Source organism: Pseudoalteromonas sp. S2893 (assembly GCF_005887105.1).
Taxonomy (GTDB): domain Bacteria; phylum Pseudomonadota; class Gammaproteobacteria; order Enterobacterales; family Alteromonadaceae; genus Pseudoalteromonas; species Pseudoalteromonas atlantica.
In genome coordinates this window covers 52,938-68,012 of sequence record NZ_PNCY01000016.1, presented here as the reverse complement: position 1 = coordinate 68,012, position 15,075 = coordinate 52,938, and the positions used below count along the sequence as shown (strand labels likewise).

Sequence of the window (15,075 nt, the reverse complement as noted above, 5' to 3'; positions counted from 1 at the left end):
TTTTTTAAAACGATAGAATTTCACGCATATTTACACGCTTTTTACGCCGTGTGAGAAATTAATAATCTGAGGCAACGATACATCTTATGGCTAAATGGAATGGTGAGTATATTCACCCATACGCAGAACACGGGAAAAAATCAGAGCAAGTTAAAAAGATCACCGTTTCGATCCCGCTAAATGTATTAAAAGTATTAACTGATGAGCGTACACGTCGTCAAATAAACAACCTGCGTCATGCAACAAACAGCGAGTTACTATGCGAAGCGTTTTTGCATGCTTTTACAGGCCAGCCATTACCTAATGATGATGACCTACGTAAAGATAACGCAGAAAAAGTACCTGAAGAAGTAAAAAAAATAATGCAAGAAATGGGTTTAGAAGTGCCTATTTTAGACGAAGAATAAAACGTCTTTTTAAACAAAAAAACCTCAGCATGCTGAGGTTTTTTTGTTTCAGCGCTATAGATTACGCCATATAATTTTCCGGTAAGTCAATTTGTGCCACGCCCGATTCAACAGCAGCAATAGCAACCGCCTTGGCTATACGTGGTAATAAACGCGGGTCCATCGGTTTAGGAATAATGTAGTCTGCACCAAATTCGAGCTTTTCTACACCCGCTGCTTTTAATACTTGCTCAGGCACTGGCTCTTTAGCAATACTACGAATAGCTTCAACAGCGGCTATTTTCATTTCATCGTTAATTGCGCTTGCACGTACATCAAGTGCACCACGGAAAATAAACGGGAAACATAAAACATTATTAACTTGGTTAGGGAAATCAGAACGGCCCGTTGCCATAATTAAGTCTTTACGTGCACTGTGCGCAAGCTCAGGTGCAATTTCAGGATCTGGGTTTGAACATGCAAACACCACTGGCTTATCGGCCATTAGTTTTAGATCTTCAGGTGCAAGTAAGTTAGGACCCGATACACCTACAAACACATCAGCATCAGCAATTACATCTTGTAGAGTACGTTTATCTGTATTGTTAGCAAAAAGCTGTTTGTATTCGTTTAAGTCATCGCGGCGAGTATGAATAACCCCTTTGCGGTCTAGCATATAAATATGTTCGCGCAGTGCACCACACTTAATTAACAGCTCCATACAAGCAACCGCTGCAGCGCCTGCACCTAAACATACAATAATTGCATCTTCTATTGATTTGCCCTGCACTTCTAAGGCGTTAAGCATACCTGCTGCAGTTACAATAGCGGTACCGTGTTGGTCATCATGAAAAACCGGAATACTGCAACGCTCAATAAGTGCTTTTTCAATTTCAAAACACTCTGGCGCTTTAATATCTTCTAAGTTAATACCACCAAACGTATCGGCAATATTAGCCACTGTATTTATAAAGTCTTCGGTGGTGCGATGCTTAACTTCAATATCAATAGAATCTAAGCCAGCAAAACGTTTAAATAAAAGCGACTTACCTTCCATAACAGGTTTAGAGGCTAACGGCCCTAAATTACCCAAACCTAAAATTGCCGTACCATTACTGATCACCGCAACCATATTACCTTTACCGGTATATTTATATGCATTGGCTGGGTCTGCTGCAATTTCGCGCACAGGCTCTGCAACACCAGGGCTGTATGCTAATGCTAAATCTTGCACCGTTTCGGCTGGTTTTGTTAGCTCAATGCTGATTTTGCCTGGAACGGGGTGAGAGTGGTAGTGTAATGCTTGTTCACGAAAATCTGACATAACGCGATGGTATCCTGCAATTTAAGTTAAGTGAGAGGGAGTATGGGGCTAAGATACTCTTATTATTTTTAAATTCCAAGCAATATCAGGTCTATCCTGTTATATGCTATATCCGTTAATTTTAAGTGATTTATCAGCAACTTCGCTAAAAGTTATCAATATTAAACAAATAAAAATTCATTCAAAAAGTGCTTTTTGAGGTTCATTTTGCCCTGCCAATATTTTTCTAAAATAGCAGAATATTAAAATAGTAAAATGCACCAATATGGCGCGTTTATCACCGTTAAAAACAAATATCGCCACGATAAGCACTTTTAGCAGCTTGGTTAAAAATTAACGTATAAAAAATATAGAGAAGAATTGTGAGTTTGTCTGCAAAGGTTTATGCATATTCAGAATAAGAACAGGAAATAGTTATGCACACGTAGTACGGCAATAATCGGTGGTTTTTCAGTAAAAATGATGAATTTTAGGCACAAAAAAAGCACCCGAAGGTGCTTTTTTTACTAAACAGCAATAATTACTTCTTGCTGCTAAGTGCACCGAAGCGCTTGTTGAAGCGATCAACACGGCCGCCAGTGTCTAAAATCTTTTGCTTACCAGTGTAAAACGGGTGACACGCAGAACATACGTCTAGGTGAATGTCTTTACAAAGAGTAGAACGAGTTTCGAATTTGTTTCCGCATGAACATGTTGCAGAAATTGCTTCGTACTTAGGGTGAATACCTTCTTTCATAGGAACCTCTAGTTAAGGCCGCATCGCTCTCCAAACCCGAAGTCTGGCACCATACGTCGTTAAAACAAATTTATAGGCCGCGGATTTTATCCAACTAGCTTGCCCCGCACAAGCTTTAATTACGCTTTTTGCCAAAAAAGTAACCAACCAGCGCTACCGCATCCATTTGTATGTAGGTTTTTAGCCTTATTTTTAGTACATTAAGCTATTACCCTTTATCACATGAGTTGTTATGCGTTTTGTTGAAGTTGCTATTAAAGTTCCGTTACCACGCACCTTTGATTATAAAATAGATGAACAACTCATCTCGCCCTCGGCGCCTATTATGCCAGGGATGCGTGTTTTAGTGCCTTTTGGCAATCAAAAGAAAGTAGCGGTTGTTCTTGCTCTTAAAACGCATACCGACGTGCCAGAGAACAAAATTAAAGCGGTTACTGAGGTTATTGACCAAACTCCTATTTTATCATCACAGCATTTAGAACTGCTTAGCTTTACTGCACGCTATTATTGCTATCCGCTCGGCGAAACCATACACATTGCACTGCCAGGTGCACTTCGCCAAGGTGAAAACCCAGATAAAACTAGCATTAACATGGTTAGCCTTACCGAAAAAGGCGCAAAGGTTCCATCATTAAAAGCAAAAACTCAGTTAAATTTACTAAAGCAACTCGCGCAATCGGGTAAGTCGTCGGTAACCGAGCTAAAAGCGCTCGGCTTTAGTAAAAAAACAATAGATGCCTTAATAGATAAAGAGCTTATAACCCAAAGCATTGAGCATGATAATCAATGGCAAAGCGTTGCCCCCACAGTTGGCACTAAGCCAGTACTTAATAAAGAGCAAGCCGTAGCGTGCACTACAATAAATCAAAGTGTTGGCTTTAAAAGCTTTTTATTAGAAGGTGTGACAGGCAGTGGTAAAACCGAAGTATATTTACAATGCCTAGAAGAAGTCCTTAAACGTGGCGAGCAAGCCTTAGTATTGGTGCCTGAAATAGGCTTAACGCCACAAACTGTTAACCGATTTCGTCGTCGCTTTCCCGATACGCCAATTATGCTATGGCACTCTGCCCTAACCGATAACGAACGCTTGCAAACATGGCGTTTTTGCGAAAAAGGCAGCTGCGCAATTGTAATAGGTACCCGTTCGAGTATTTTTCTACCTTTTTTAAAGTTAGGAATGATAGTGGTTGATGAAGAGCATGACTCTTCATTTAAACAGCAGGATACCTTACGCTACCACGCACGCGATTTAGCCGCTTATCGGGCATTTCAGCACAAAATACCGCTTATTTTAGGCAGTGCCACCCCTGCGCTCGAAACACTGCACAAAGCTATAAACAACAAATACCAACTTTTAAGCCTTACAGAGCGCGCTCAAACTGCGACCGATAATCAGTTTATGTTGCTCGATATGAAAGGCCAGCCCGACCAAGCCGGTATTGCACACGCAAGCCTTGCCACTATGCGCCAACATTTAAACCGTGGTAAGCAAGTTATGGTGTTTTTAAATCGTCGTGGCTTTTCTCCTACGCTAATTTGTCACGAATGCGGTTGGCTGAGTGAGTGTAATCGCTGCAGCACCAGCGCAACTTTTCATAAAGCCATTGGCCAAATGATTTGCCACCACTGTGGAGAGCAACACCCAGTACCTCACCAGTGTCCTGATTGCGGTAGCACACAAATTTTTCCAAACGGTAAAGGCACCGAACAAATTGAAGAATTTTTATCGAGTGAATTCCCCGATACACCCGTAACCCGCATCGACCGCGATTCAACCCGCCGTAAAGGGAGCTTAGAAAAAGCCTTAGAGGAGATAAACCAAGGCGGGGCGCGTATTTTAGTGGGCACACAAATGTTGGCTAAAGGTCATCATTTTGCCGATGTTAGCTTAGTGCTTATATTAGATGTAGATAGTAGCTTGTACTCGTGCGATTTTAGAGCCACAGAGCATTTAGCCCAGCTGGTAACTCAAGTTGCTGGGCGCGCGGGTCGCTCTGGTGAGCCAGGCCAAGTATTACTGCAAACCCACTTTCCTGAACACCCTTTATTGCAAGACTTAGTAAATAATGGCTACCAAGATTTTGCCCGTTTTGCTTTAAGTGAGCGTGATGATGCCGACCTTCCACCCATTACCAATATGGCTATAGTTAGAGCACAAGGGCACAGTATTAAGCTCGTTGTCGATTTTTTGACGGATTTGGTTCCTGTTAACGGTGTATCTGGTATACAATTGCTCGGTCCAATCCCTGCCCCACTAGAAAGAGTGGCGGGTATGTACCGGTTTCAATTGCATATTCAAGCGCAAGACCGCAAAGTATTGCATCAGTATCTTGCGCAAATGGTCGACTATTTAAGCACCAGCAAACTTGCACAAAAAGTGCGCTGGAGCCTTGATGTTGACCCTATAGACATGATTTAGGTTAAAGCCAAATGGCACAGCACGATTATATTAATAAAAAACCAGCGGGTAGAAAAAACACCAAGCAAGCCCCTGCTAAAAAACCATTTCCTATACTTTTAGTTGTTATTACTGTTTTGCTTGTAGGCGGCTTTGCTTACGGCTTATGGTTTATTAAAAATAACGCCGACCCTGAGCTGGTTGAGCAGCAGGCGCACCCTAAAACAGCTGAAAAAGTAGAAATAGCTAAACCTCGCGCTCCTAAGTTCATTGAAGAAATTAAAGAGCACGAGATCCAAGTTGAAGTAAGAGAAATTGAGCAAAAAGGCCCCTATGTTATGCAGTGTGGGTCGTTTAGAACACACGCACAAGCCGAAACCCTCAAAGCTAAAATTGCCTTTGCGGGCTTAATTTCTGAAATTAAAAAGACCACAGGTACTAATGGTGTTTGGTATAAAGTGCGTTTAGGTCCTTATAAAACAAAGCGTCAAGCCGAAAGCGACAAAAACAAACTCAAACGAGTGCATGTTGTTAGCTGCGGAATTTGGGGCTGGACTTGAAATTAGTCCATTCACCCATATAACCTCATCATAATCGTTTTTTACAAGCTGCCCCCGCAGCTTGATGATGAGGAATAACATGACCACTATCGTAAGTGTACGCCGCGACAATAAAGTAGTAATTGGTGGCGACGGCCAAGTTTCACTTGGTAATACCGTAATGAAGGGCAACGCCCGTAAAGTTCGACGCCTTTATAATGGCAAAGTAATTGCTGGTTTTGCCGGCGGTACTGCTGATGCCTTTACCCTTTTCGAACGCTTTGAAAGCAAACTAGAAATGCACCAAGGTAACCTCACTAAAGCCGCTGTAGAAATGGCCAAAGACTGGCGTAGCGACAGAGCCTTACGCAAGCTTGAGGCACTCCTTGCGGTTGCAGATGAAACTGCTTCACTAATTATCACCGGCAATGGTGATGTAGTGCAGCCAGAAAACGATTTAATTGCCATTGGTAGCGGTGGTAACTTTGCTCAATCAGCAGCCACTGCCCTATTAGAAAACACCGATTTAAGCGCTCGCGATATCGTAGAAAAAAGCCTGACCATTGCTGGCAACATCTGTGTATTTACCAACAACTTCCAAACAATCGAAGAATTATAATAGGACCCATTATGTCTGCTATGACCCCAAGAGAAATTGTACACGAGTTAGATCAGCATATTATTGGTCAAGCTAATGCTAAAAAAGCCGTGGCTATTGCCCTGCGTAATCGCTGGCGCCGTATGCAACTAAACGATGACTTACGCAGCGAAGTAACCCCTAAAAACATTTTAATGATTGGCCCAACCGGTGTCGGTAAAACTGAAATTGCCCGCCGTTTAGCTAAACTCGCTAATGCGCCTTTTATTAAAGTAGAGGCGACTAAATTTACTGAAGTGGGTTATGTTGGTAAAGAAGTAGAGACTATCATTCGCGATTTAGTTGATGTATCAATTAAAATGACCCGCGAGCAACAAACTAAAAAGTTTAAACACCGCGCAGAAGAAGCAGCAGAAGAGCGTATTTTAGATGCACTTTTACCACCGGCTAAAGATCAATACGGTGAAACGCAGCGCGATGACAACTCATCTACTCGTCAAACATTCCGTAAAAAATTACGCGAAGGTCAGCTTGATGATAAAGAAATAGAAATAGATCTAGCGCAAGCACAGCCAAATGTAGAGATTATGGCGCCTCCTGGTATGGAAGATATGACCAACCAGTTGCAAAGCATGTTCCAAAACATGGGTGGCGACAAACGCACTAAGCGTAAGTTAAAAATTAAAGAAGCCTTTAAGTTATTAACCGAAGAAGAAGCCGCTAAATTAGTTAATCCTGAAGAGCTAAAAGAGCAGGCTATTTTTGCAGTAGAGCAAAACGGCATTGTGTTTATTGATGAAATAGACAAAATTTGTAAGCGTGGCGATTCGTCAGGCCCAGATGTTAGCCGTGAAGGTGTACAACGCGACCTACTTCCTTTAATTGAAGGCTCAACCGTTAATACTAAGCACGGTATGGTGAAAACCGACCACATGCTATTTATTGCATCAGGTGCGTTCCAAATGGCTAAACCATCAGACATGATCCCTGAGCTACAAGGTCGTTTACCTATTCGTGTAGAGCTTGAAGCACTAAGTGCTAATGACTTTAAACGAATTCTTACCGAGCCGCATGCTTCACTTACTGAGCAGCAACGTGAATTGCTTAAAACTGAGCAAGTAAATGTTGAGTTTAACGATGATGCAATAGAGCGCATTGCTAAAGCCGCTTGGCAAGTAAACGAGAAAACCGAAAACATTGGTGCTCGTCGCTTACATACGGTAATGGAAAAGCTAATGGAAGAAATTTCATACGATGCGTCTGAACAAGCAGGCTCTACCCTTACTATTGATGCCGCTTATGTAGAAAAACATTTAGGCGCATTAGTTGAAGATGAAGATTTAAGCCGCTTTATTTTATAAGGTAGGCAAAATACTATACTAAAAGCCTCCATATTGGGGGCTTTTTAATGGGATATATAAAATGAAACACGTAACAAAAGTGCATTATCATAGCGTGAGTAAAAACCTAGATGTTTACTTTGATGATGACAGTATGGCTGTATTTAGCTGCGAGTTTTTACGCGTTCACTCTCCCTCGGCCGAAGTGCAAGGGCATGGTGCAGAGCCAATGAAGTTGGTACTTAATAAACAACATGTTGGTATAAAAAAGATTGTACCGGTGGGGCATTACGCACTTAGATTAGACTTTGATGATGGCCATAACAGCGGGCTATTTAGCTGGAGCTACTTTGAAACACTACAAGCGCAGCACGAAACCTTGCGGGATAAATACCAAGCGCGTCTTGCCGAGCACGAACAAAACAAAGATAGCGTACCAATAAAGTTTGTTCCCTAAACCTTATTGGCTTTTTAAACGCTACACTGTATTACACTTTAAACTTATCAATAGCCGCAAATAACACGCGCGCTTGTTCAGAGACTTCTTCACTGGTTTGCGCATTATTAACTGCATGCTCAGAGGCATCTTGGGCAATGTCTCTAATGCGTACTACATTTTTGTTCACCTCTGATGCCACCTGACTTTGCTCATCAATAGCAACGGCAATTTGAGTGCTCATTTCCATTATGGTTTGCACATCTTCGGTAATAGCACCCAGTAAATCACCCGCTTTAATTGCTTGTGAAGCACTTTCATCACCTTGCGAGCGACATTGATGCATAATACTTACTACCTCTTGCGTGCGCTGCTGAAGCGTATTAATAATGCCTTCAATTTCACTGGTAGACTCTTGTGTACGTTGCGCAAGCGAGCGTACTTCATCCGCCACAACAGCAAAGCCTCGCCCTTGCTCACCAGCACGAGCGGCTTCTATCGCGGCATTCAATGCAAGTAAATTAGTTTGCTCTGCAATGCCTCTGATTACATCGAGCACAGAACCTATGGTTTCACCGTCTTTTTCAAGTTGCGATACCACACTTGATGCGTTACCTAACGATGAAGATAAATCGCGTATGTGCTTAACCGTAGAGTCTACTTCATTACGCCCTTGCTGCGCGCTTAGATTGGTTGACTCTGCTTTTTTAGCAGCAGCTTCGGTATTATGAGAAATATCTTGAATCGTTGCCTGCATTTGCGTAGCCGCAGTGGCAACCATATCCGCCTCATGTAACTGCTCTTGCATGCCTGAACTTGTTGCAGAGGTACTTTCAGATAAGTGCTCTGTTGCCACATTTAACGTATTAAGCGCGGTATTTACTTCGTTTATGAGGTTTTTAAAATCGCCTATTAAACTATTAAAGTCCGAGGTCATAATGGTAACTTCATCATTACCTGTTTGCTCTATCATTACGCTTAAGTCGTTATTACGGCGTATGTCGTTTATGGTGTGATATACCCGCTCAATAGGCACAATAATCGAGTGGCTAGTAAAGTACACCAGCGCCAACACTATAATGCCCGAAATAACAAATACAACGATGGCAATAAACTGCGCTTGGTCAACGCTTTTCTCAACTTCCAGCTTGGTTGACTCAACAATTTGACCAACAACTTGATCGCTTTTTTCTACGTTAATACGCATAACGCCTAGTGCACCAGAGTCTAAATCGAGCCCTAACTGCGTTTGTGCCTTTACAAGATTTTGAAAAGCACTTTGATACGTATCTATTAAAGGGCTTATTTGCGACTTATAACTACTTTGTAAATCAGCTTGGGTAATTTTTTGTTTAAACGTACTAATAAGTTCGTTAAAGCGAGTTAAGTATTTTGCATCAAAGCGCAGCATAAAATCTTTCTCAGCGCGTCGCAGCTGTAGCATTGCCGATAAAAGCTCAAAGTTATCTTGCTCTTTTAATAGCACCTCAACTTCATGCACTGCAGTTCTGAGCTTGCCATATAACCCATCTTTAGGGTTTAAACCTATCTGTTGCTGTAACCTAACAACCTCTGAAAAATTGTTGTTGTAGTTAGTAATAAGCGTATGAAAATGCTCAATTTGCGCTGTGGTAATGCCCTGCTGTTGCATTACCTCCTGCAGCTTTTTGATTTTAGTGCTTAGCTGTTTAAAATCCTTATCAAATAATGTAAGTGCTTCCTGCTGCTTGTAAAAAAGAAAGTTTTTTTCATGCTTTCTAAGCTCTAGTGCATGTACGTTGAGCTCTTCTGCAAGCTGAATTGTTTTATTCAGATTGAGTGTTACGCGTGACTCATAAATTATCACACACAACAAAATGACCATTGCCAGACCGACTACCACTGCATTAAGTTGCAAACGCCTTTTAATGGTTAAGTTTTGTAAAAAATTCATTGAAAACACCTATATTTAATATGCACTAATAGTGTAGTACGTTCTGGCGCTTTATATTGAACTTTTTATTAACTTTTTATACATATAACTCATGCTTTTAGATTAACATTCCCCCATAAATCTTTATGCAATGAGTGAGTGTCATGCCACTGTTTATTAAGTAGCCATTTAACCAAAGGGGCAGGATCACTGGGAAAATTAATTTGTTTGTTTTGCGGGGCACTATTCCAATCATCCAGCGCTTGCGGGTTTAAATAGTTCATTACATGGGCCATTTTCATCGCCCGCAATGTTTGTGCATTTGCATCTTGCTCAAACTGACCATCAAGAGGTTTAAGTAATAATTTTTTCCCAAGCTTTAAGGCCTCACTTGCCAGCTCAAAGCCTGCATTACCAATTACGCCACTGGTATTTGCTAAGTCGTTTAAAAACCCCGCTCGTGAAGGAGTGCGCAAATGAATATGCCCAAGGGATTTATCCTGCGCGTGCGGGTGGTAACAGTAAAACTCTTTTTCTGGGAAGTCCTTTAAATAATCAATAATGTTGTCGAGGTTTTCAAAGGGTAAATACACCAGCACTTTATTCATAACGGCGACAGGATTGCCATGGTTATGGTTTGCAATAAAGGGCGGTATGATATTATCTGCAAAGGGCTGCCAATGTACGCCTAAATAGGTGCTTGCTGGCGCGTAGTGCTTAATAAGAGACTTTCTAAATAAACCACGACCAAACATAGGCACGCTATTAGATAAAAAAGCCGCCTGGTGACTAATACCGACTACAGGCACGCCTGCGCGCTTTGCAGCCCAAGCTGAAATAGGCTCAAAGTCATTTAAGACAAAATCGTATTTTTTTACATTAAATGATTTTATATCGTTAACTAACTTACACACTCGGGCATTTTTTAATGTTTGATAGCTTTTTACTTGGCCGTTTTTAGTGCTAAACGATAAACCCCGAAACGTTTTGTAATCAGCAAAGTCCTGCATATCAAAGTAGTCTTTTTCAGGGCGTCCTGAAAAAACGTAATCTACATCTATACCTAACTCTTTAAAACAACTTGCCATAACACGGGCGCGCGTAATGTGGCCATTACCTGTGCCTTGTATGCCGTATAATATCTTCATACAGGCACCACCAAAGCTAGCGCAAATAAACCGCATGAACTGCCAATAACGGCGCCTATTATTATATCTGCCGGAAAATGTACGCCCAATACTACGCGAGAAACCGCCACCCCCGATGCCCAACTAAACCAAAGCCACGCATACTCTGCAAAAAAGTGACTCAATATTACCGCAACTAAAAATGCTGCTGCACTGTGTCCCGAAGGCAAACTAAATTTGTCACTAGGCACAATATACGCATTACTGACTAAGCAATCGCAGGGGCGGATTCGGCCAAAGCTACGTTTTGCTAAAAAATAAATAGGCCTTTCAATTGCAAACCCCAGTAACACCGATATTGGCAATAACTGATGCTGCTCATTGGTACTTAGCCACCAAACAGCGCCACACATAAGTAAATATAAACCACCATCACCACTTTTAGATAAACCAAGCGCAGCCGTTTTCAGCCATTTGGGTGAATTATAATTAAACAGAGTTAAAAAGAGTTGTTCATCCATTTGAGCCATTTTTTTAAGCACGTTATTGTCGTTCATTATTTACCCTTAGCTGCACAATATCTAATCATAGTTAAAGCTTAGTGGCAGAAAATAACAATTGAGTGACGCTTTTAAGACACTATTGTTGCCATTTCTAATTTCGGCATTTTTTGAATAAATTTACTGCTATTAAGTCGTTGTTATTGCATATAAGGAGGGTATACTGAGGGTAACTTATGTACCCTTTGAGGATAAAATAATGGATTACAGCACTTCTGACTTATGTGACTTTTTTGCCGATGTGGTTGACGTGCTTGAACCGATGTTCATCAACTTTGGTGGTCGACACACGTTTGGCGGCCGAATTAAAACGGTTAAATGTTTTGAAAATAATGAACTGATCCGTGAAATACTCTCACAAGACGGTACTGATCAAGTACTACTTATCGATGGTGGTGGCTCAACACGACGCGCCCTTATCGACATTGAACTTGCAGAGCTTGCGCTTGATAACAACTGGAACGGCATTATTGTATTTGGTGCTGTGCGTCATGTAGATGAGTTAGAAGAAATTGATTTAGGTATTCAAGCGATTGCATCAATTCCTGTTGCCGCCGACAGCGAAGGCGCTGGTGAAGATGGCATTGGCGTTAACTTTGCTGGTGTGTCGTTTTTTGATGACGATTTTATCTATGCAGATAGTACTGGCATTGTATTATCAGCAGAAGAACTTGAACTAGAAGTTATCGAAGAATAAAGTAACAAGCAGTGCTCAACAGAGCACTGCTTACGCCACCACGAATAATTTTTGCTGCTCAACACGGATTCAACACAGTGCACCCTACCTTAAAAGTGTATGATGAAAACGCCGTTAAACCCTACTGCTCCACACGCGTTAACGAAACAAAAACCTGGCAGTCTGTTGCCCTATTAGACACCCATGTAAATGTACAACAAGCCCTTAATGATGCAGCGCAATTTGGTATTCGCTACGTATTAATTGGTATATGTGAAGATATAGGCCCTCGCGCTAATTTAGGCAATGGTGGCTCACATCAAGCTTGGCCCGCTTTTTTACAATACTTTTTGAACCAACCAGTTAACCAGTTTAACGCGACCCAGCAGGTATTGCTGTTAGGCGAAATTGACGTTGATGATGTAATGGTGCAAGCGCAAGGCTTAAATAACCAGCATGCTGAAGAGCTGGCTCAATTACGCAAACTATGCGCAACGATAGATGAGCGAGTAGAGGTGGTATTAACGCTTATATTTAATGCGGGCCTTGAGCCTATTATTATCGGCGGTGGGCACAATAATAGCTTTGGCATACTCAGTGCTTTAAGCAAACATAGTGGGGCTTCAGTTAACGCTATAAATTTTGATCCCCATGCAGATTTACGGCCTTGCGAAGGTCGCCACAGCGGCAATGGCTTTAGCTATGCCTTGAAGAAAAATGCATTGCAGCAATATCATATTATTGGCCTGCATGAGCAAAAAAATAACCAAGCCATTTTTGACTTAATCGCACAAAATCAATGTAGTTTTCACAGCTATCAAGCTATTAATGTACGCAGAGAAATATCACTAACCGACGCCGTACAGCACGCCTTAGCAGCGTTTAATAAAGCGCCACTTGGTATTGAACTCGACTTAGACAGCATTTCATTTTTACCGGCCAGCGCGTATACATGCTGCGGCTTTAGCGTTAGTGATGCTGAGCATTATGTGTATTTAACAGCAAAACACAGCACTGCCCGCTACCTACATTTGTGTGAAGCTGCACCGCTAAATCACCCAACTGGGTTAACAGCAGGTATGCAAAGCTGTGGGCAAATTATTAGTGCATTAGTTAATGCCTACTTACATGCAAAAACGCGTTAATTGTAATTAGCTTAATTAACCGCTGTATTTTTAAGGCCGCTGAATTACGTTACTGACTTAGCTAAAAATGGTGAGTTAATTGAGCTTACTATTGGCAGGTGTATAACTCACTTTTGCACGCTATACGCTTATAAGTGAGTAATTCTATCGCAGCGAATTGCTGAATTTCCCTTACAAAATAATTATTGCAGCTTGGCATAACTTATTGTGTCTGGTGAGCCTGCCACTGCTTTAGCCAACTCATTAAGCCAATGCTGCTTAACGGGTGGCCAAAATAATAACCTTGTGCTGCATGCGCTTTTAAACTTTTTACAAATTTTAATTGGTCTAAGGTTTCAACGCCCTCAAAAATAACCTTGGTATTTTGTTGGTTATGCATTTCAACCATACCGCCTACTAGGCTGCGAATATTATTTTGATTGCTAAAATCTGCAGTAAGCGATGGTGCCACCTTAATGTATTCAACAGCTAGATTTGGCAGCTTAGAAAGAACAATGGGATTATCGCCTAGCCCATCAACGCATATCTTTAAACCTATATTATTTAATCGGGCAATCATCGCACGGCCCTTATTATCTAAATCTGTGAATATATGCAGCGGGCATTCAACAATTAAATCTCCGTGTTGTAAGTTGTGCTCACTCACCACGCTATCTACAAACTCAACAAACTCTTCGTTAAGCATTTCGGGGCCAAATAAGTTAATGCTCAGCGGTATAGCAATCCCCTCTATGCGAAGTGCCATGGCAAGCTCTGCGGCCCGCTCTATAACAAACTTAGCCAGTGGGTAAGCTAAACCCGCAATATGAATATCATCAATAAACCGGTGGGCAGATAAGATACCTTGTTGAGGGTGCTGCCAACGCAACAGAAGTTCTAAAAACTCAATTTGGCCGTCGTCATTGCGAATAATAGGCTGAAAATAAAGTTCAAGCTCGCTTACAAAATCAATATTAGCCAGCTCTTTTAAACGGGCTTGCTGCTCAAGTTGCTCAACCATCATTTGTTGATGGTACACAACCACAGCTTTTTTAGGCTGACTATCAAGGGCTAAGTATGCACACGATACTAAGTTATCAAAGTTAGCGTCTTGCTCATCGCAATTAACGTAACTCGCCCTTGCTTTTACCTCTACGGTACAATTAGCAACGTTAAACGGTTTAAGTGTTGCGCCAATAATTTGCTCAATGATGTGTTCATGGCTATGTTTGTGCACAGCTAAGCTGCAAATAAAGGCAAAGTTAAGACCGCCTAAATGCGCCAATTTTTCTTGGCCACCTAAGTCAATCACATTGTCGTTATTTAGTAAGTCTTTTATTCTGTTGGCCGATTGTGCCAACAATAAATCCCCAAAATCTCTGCCTATGTGCTGATTAACTTGCTCAAACCCTTCTAGACGAATAATCACCAGTGCTGCTTCTAGCTGTTTTTCTTTACTCCAGCTGTAATAACCCTGGCGTAACTGCTGTTTATCTGCAAATGCAGCAAGAGGAGAGTCATCTTGGTACGGCTCAGGCTCATTAATGTTATGCGAATCTTCAACTTTGGGCTCTTCTTCCTCGCTCATTAGCCCTACAACCGCTAGCAGAATAATAGCCACCACCACCCAAAATAGAGGCACGTCCATGAGTAAATGCGCTGAAAACAACACCACAAATAGCAACCCTGAAACGGCGCTTGTGATAATCATACTCCAACTATTACGCTCAAACGCTTGCCATAAATGAAAGCAAAAACCAAAAGCGAGCAATATTGCTAACCAAGCAGCCCCGCTACTTAAAATGGCTAAACCGACAGCGCCTGTACATAAGTAACTAAATTTAATACTGGTATTTTTAACCGCAAATAACGTAGCGACCATCGCCATTAACAGCGCGCCGCTAAAAAATATTGGAAAG

14 protein-coding genes are annotated in these 15,075 nt (G+C 41.5%); 8 read left to right on the top strand and 6 right to left on the bottom strand.

Features of this window, described 5'->3' with window-relative positions; all coding sequences use genetic code 11:
- Window positions 1-86 precede the first annotated feature (86 nt).
- Window positions 87-407: a met regulon transcriptional regulator MetJ gene (gene metJ, locus CWC04_RS10335; protein WP_004589341.1), complete on the top strand. Its 321-nt coding sequence runs from the start codon at window positions 87-89 to the stop codon at window positions 405-407.
- Window positions 408-468: 61 nt separating this feature from the next.
- Here the strand turns inward: metJ and CWC04_RS10330 are convergent, their stop codons facing one another.
- Together CWC04_RS10330 and rpmE are read right to left on the bottom strand one after the other, a co-directional pair.
- Window positions 469-1,710, bottom strand: a complete 1,242-nt coding sequence (locus CWC04_RS10330) for a malic enzyme-like NAD(P)-binding protein (protein ID WP_024032535.1) — start codon at window positions 1,708-1,710, stop codon at window positions 469-471.
- Between the two features lie 520 nt (window positions 1,711-2,230).
- A complete protein-coding gene (gene rpmE, locus CWC04_RS10325) occupies window positions 2,231-2,446 on the bottom strand; it encodes a 50S ribosomal protein L31 (protein ID WP_004589339.1) in 216 nt (71 codons plus the stop codon).
- A 232-nt stretch (window positions 2,447-2,678) separates the two neighbouring features.
- Here rpmE and priA point away from each other — a divergent pair, with 232 nt between their 5' ends.
- From priA to CWC04_RS10300, 5 genes are all read left to right on the top strand, one after another.
- Window positions 2,679-4,865, top strand: coding sequence for a primosomal protein N' (priA, locus tag CWC04_RS10320; protein WP_138685354.1), 2,187 nt, complete (start codon window positions 2,679-2,681; stop codon window positions 4,863-4,865).
- 11 nt (window positions 4,866-4,876) lie between these two features.
- Window positions 4,877-5,404, top strand: a complete 528-nt coding sequence (locus CWC04_RS10315) for an SPOR domain-containing protein (protein ID WP_004589337.1) — start codon at window positions 4,877-4,879, stop codon at window positions 5,402-5,404.
- A 79-nt stretch (window positions 5,405-5,483) separates the two neighbouring features.
- Entirely contained in the window at window positions 5,484-6,002 is a 519-nt protein-coding gene (gene hslV / locus CWC04_RS10310; RefSeq protein WP_004589336.1) for an ATP-dependent protease subunit HslV, read from the top strand.
- Between the two features lie 11 nt (window positions 6,003-6,013).
- Window positions 6,014-7,342, top strand: coding sequence for an ATP-dependent protease ATPase subunit HslU (gene hslU, locus CWC04_RS10305; RefSeq protein ID WP_004589335.1), 1,329 nt, complete (start codon window positions 6,014-6,016; stop codon window positions 7,340-7,342).
- A 61-nt stretch (window positions 7,343-7,403) separates the two neighbouring features.
- Window positions 7,404-7,778, top strand: coding sequence for a gamma-butyrobetaine hydroxylase family protein (locus CWC04_RS10300; RefSeq protein ID WP_138685353.1), 375 nt, complete (start codon window positions 7,404-7,406; stop codon window positions 7,776-7,778).
- Between the two features lie 31 nt (window positions 7,779-7,809).
- Here the strand turns inward: CWC04_RS10300 and CWC04_RS10295 are convergent, their stop codons facing one another.
- The 3 genes from CWC04_RS10295 to CWC04_RS10285 form a co-directional block, all read right to left on the bottom strand.
- Entirely contained in the window at window positions 7,810-9,690 is a 1,881-nt protein-coding gene (locus CWC04_RS10295) for a methyl-accepting chemotaxis protein (RefSeq protein WP_138685352.1), read from the bottom strand.
- 89 nt (window positions 9,691-9,779) lie between these two features.
- Window positions 9,780-10,817 carry an MJ1255/VC2487 family glycosyltransferase gene (locus CWC04_RS10290; RefSeq protein WP_096738977.1) on the bottom strand — a complete coding sequence of 346 codons (1,038 nt, stop codon included), beginning with the start codon at window positions 10,815-10,817 and terminating at the stop codon, window positions 9,780-9,782.
- On the bottom strand, window positions 10,814-11,353 hold the full coding sequence (locus CWC04_RS10285) for a phosphatase PAP2 family protein (protein ID WP_138685351.1): 540 nt from the start codon (window positions 11,351-11,353) through the stop codon (window positions 10,814-10,816). Before CWC04_RS10285 ends, CWC04_RS10290 begins: the two co-directional genes overlap by 4 nt.
- Before the next feature lie 202 nt (window positions 11,354-11,555).
- Between CWC04_RS10285 and rraA the strand changes: the two genes are divergently transcribed.
- Window positions 11,556-12,053, top strand: coding sequence for a ribonuclease E activity regulator RraA (rraA, locus tag CWC04_RS10280; RefSeq protein ID WP_004589330.1), 498 nt, complete (start codon window positions 11,556-11,558; stop codon window positions 12,051-12,053).
- Window positions 12,054-12,130: 77 nt separating this feature from the next.
- Window positions 12,131-13,177: a formimidoylglutamase gene (locus CWC04_RS10275; protein WP_138685406.1), complete on the top strand. Its 1,047-nt coding sequence runs from the start codon at window positions 12,131-12,133 to the stop codon at window positions 13,175-13,177.
- Between the two features lie 202 nt (window positions 13,178-13,379).
- Here the strand turns inward: CWC04_RS10275 and CWC04_RS10270 are convergent, their stop codons facing one another.
- Entirely contained in the window at window positions 13,380-15,044 is a 1,665-nt protein-coding gene (locus CWC04_RS10270) for a GGDEF domain-containing phosphodiesterase (protein ID WP_138685405.1), read from the bottom strand.
- Window positions 15,045-15,075: the final 31 nt, after the last annotated feature.

Bases quoted from the DNA above. Each gene is read 5' to 3' on its own strand.
- metJ (WP_004589341.1), top strand. From the start codon at position 87: ATGGCTAAATGGAATGGTGAGTATATTCACCCATACGCAGAACACGGG.
- CWC04_RS10330 (WP_024032535.1), bottom strand. From the start codon at position 1,710: ATGTCAGATTTTCGTGAACAAGCATTACACTACCACTCTCACCCCGTT.
- rpmE (WP_004589339.1), bottom strand. From the start codon at position 2,446: ATGAAAGAAGGTATTCACCCTAAGTACGAAGCAATTTCTGCAACATGT.
- priA (WP_138685354.1), top strand. From the start codon at position 2,679: ATGCGTTTTGTTGAAGTTGCTATTAAAGTTCCGTTACCACGCACCTTT.
- CWC04_RS10315 (WP_004589337.1), top strand. From the start codon at position 4,877: ATGGCACAGCACGATTATATTAATAAAAAACCAGCGGGTAGAAAAAAC.
- hslV (WP_004589336.1), top strand. From the start codon at position 5,484: ATGACCACTATCGTAAGTGTACGCCGCGACAATAAAGTAGTAATTGGT.
- hslU (WP_004589335.1), top strand. From the start codon at position 6,014: ATGTCTGCTATGACCCCAAGAGAAATTGTACACGAGTTAGATCAGCAT.
- CWC04_RS10300 (WP_138685353.1), top strand. From the start codon at position 7,404: ATGAAACACGTAACAAAAGTGCATTATCATAGCGTGAGTAAAAACCTA.
- CWC04_RS10295 (WP_138685352.1), bottom strand. From the start codon at position 9,690: ATGAATTTTTTACAAAACTTAACCATTAAAAGGCGTTTGCAACTTAAT.
- CWC04_RS10290 (WP_096738977.1), bottom strand. From the start codon at position 10,817: ATGAAGATATTATACGGCATACAAGGCACAGGTAATGGCCACATTACG.
- CWC04_RS10285 (WP_138685351.1), bottom strand. From the start codon at position 11,353: ATGAACGACAATAACGTGCTTAAAAAAATGGCTCAAATGGATGAACAA.
- rraA (WP_004589330.1), top strand. From the start codon at position 11,556: ATGGATTACAGCACTTCTGACTTATGTGACTTTTTTGCCGATGTGGTT.
- CWC04_RS10270 (WP_138685405.1), bottom strand. From the start codon at position 15,044: ATGGCGATGGTCGCTACGTTATTTGCGGTTAAAAATACCAGTATTAAA.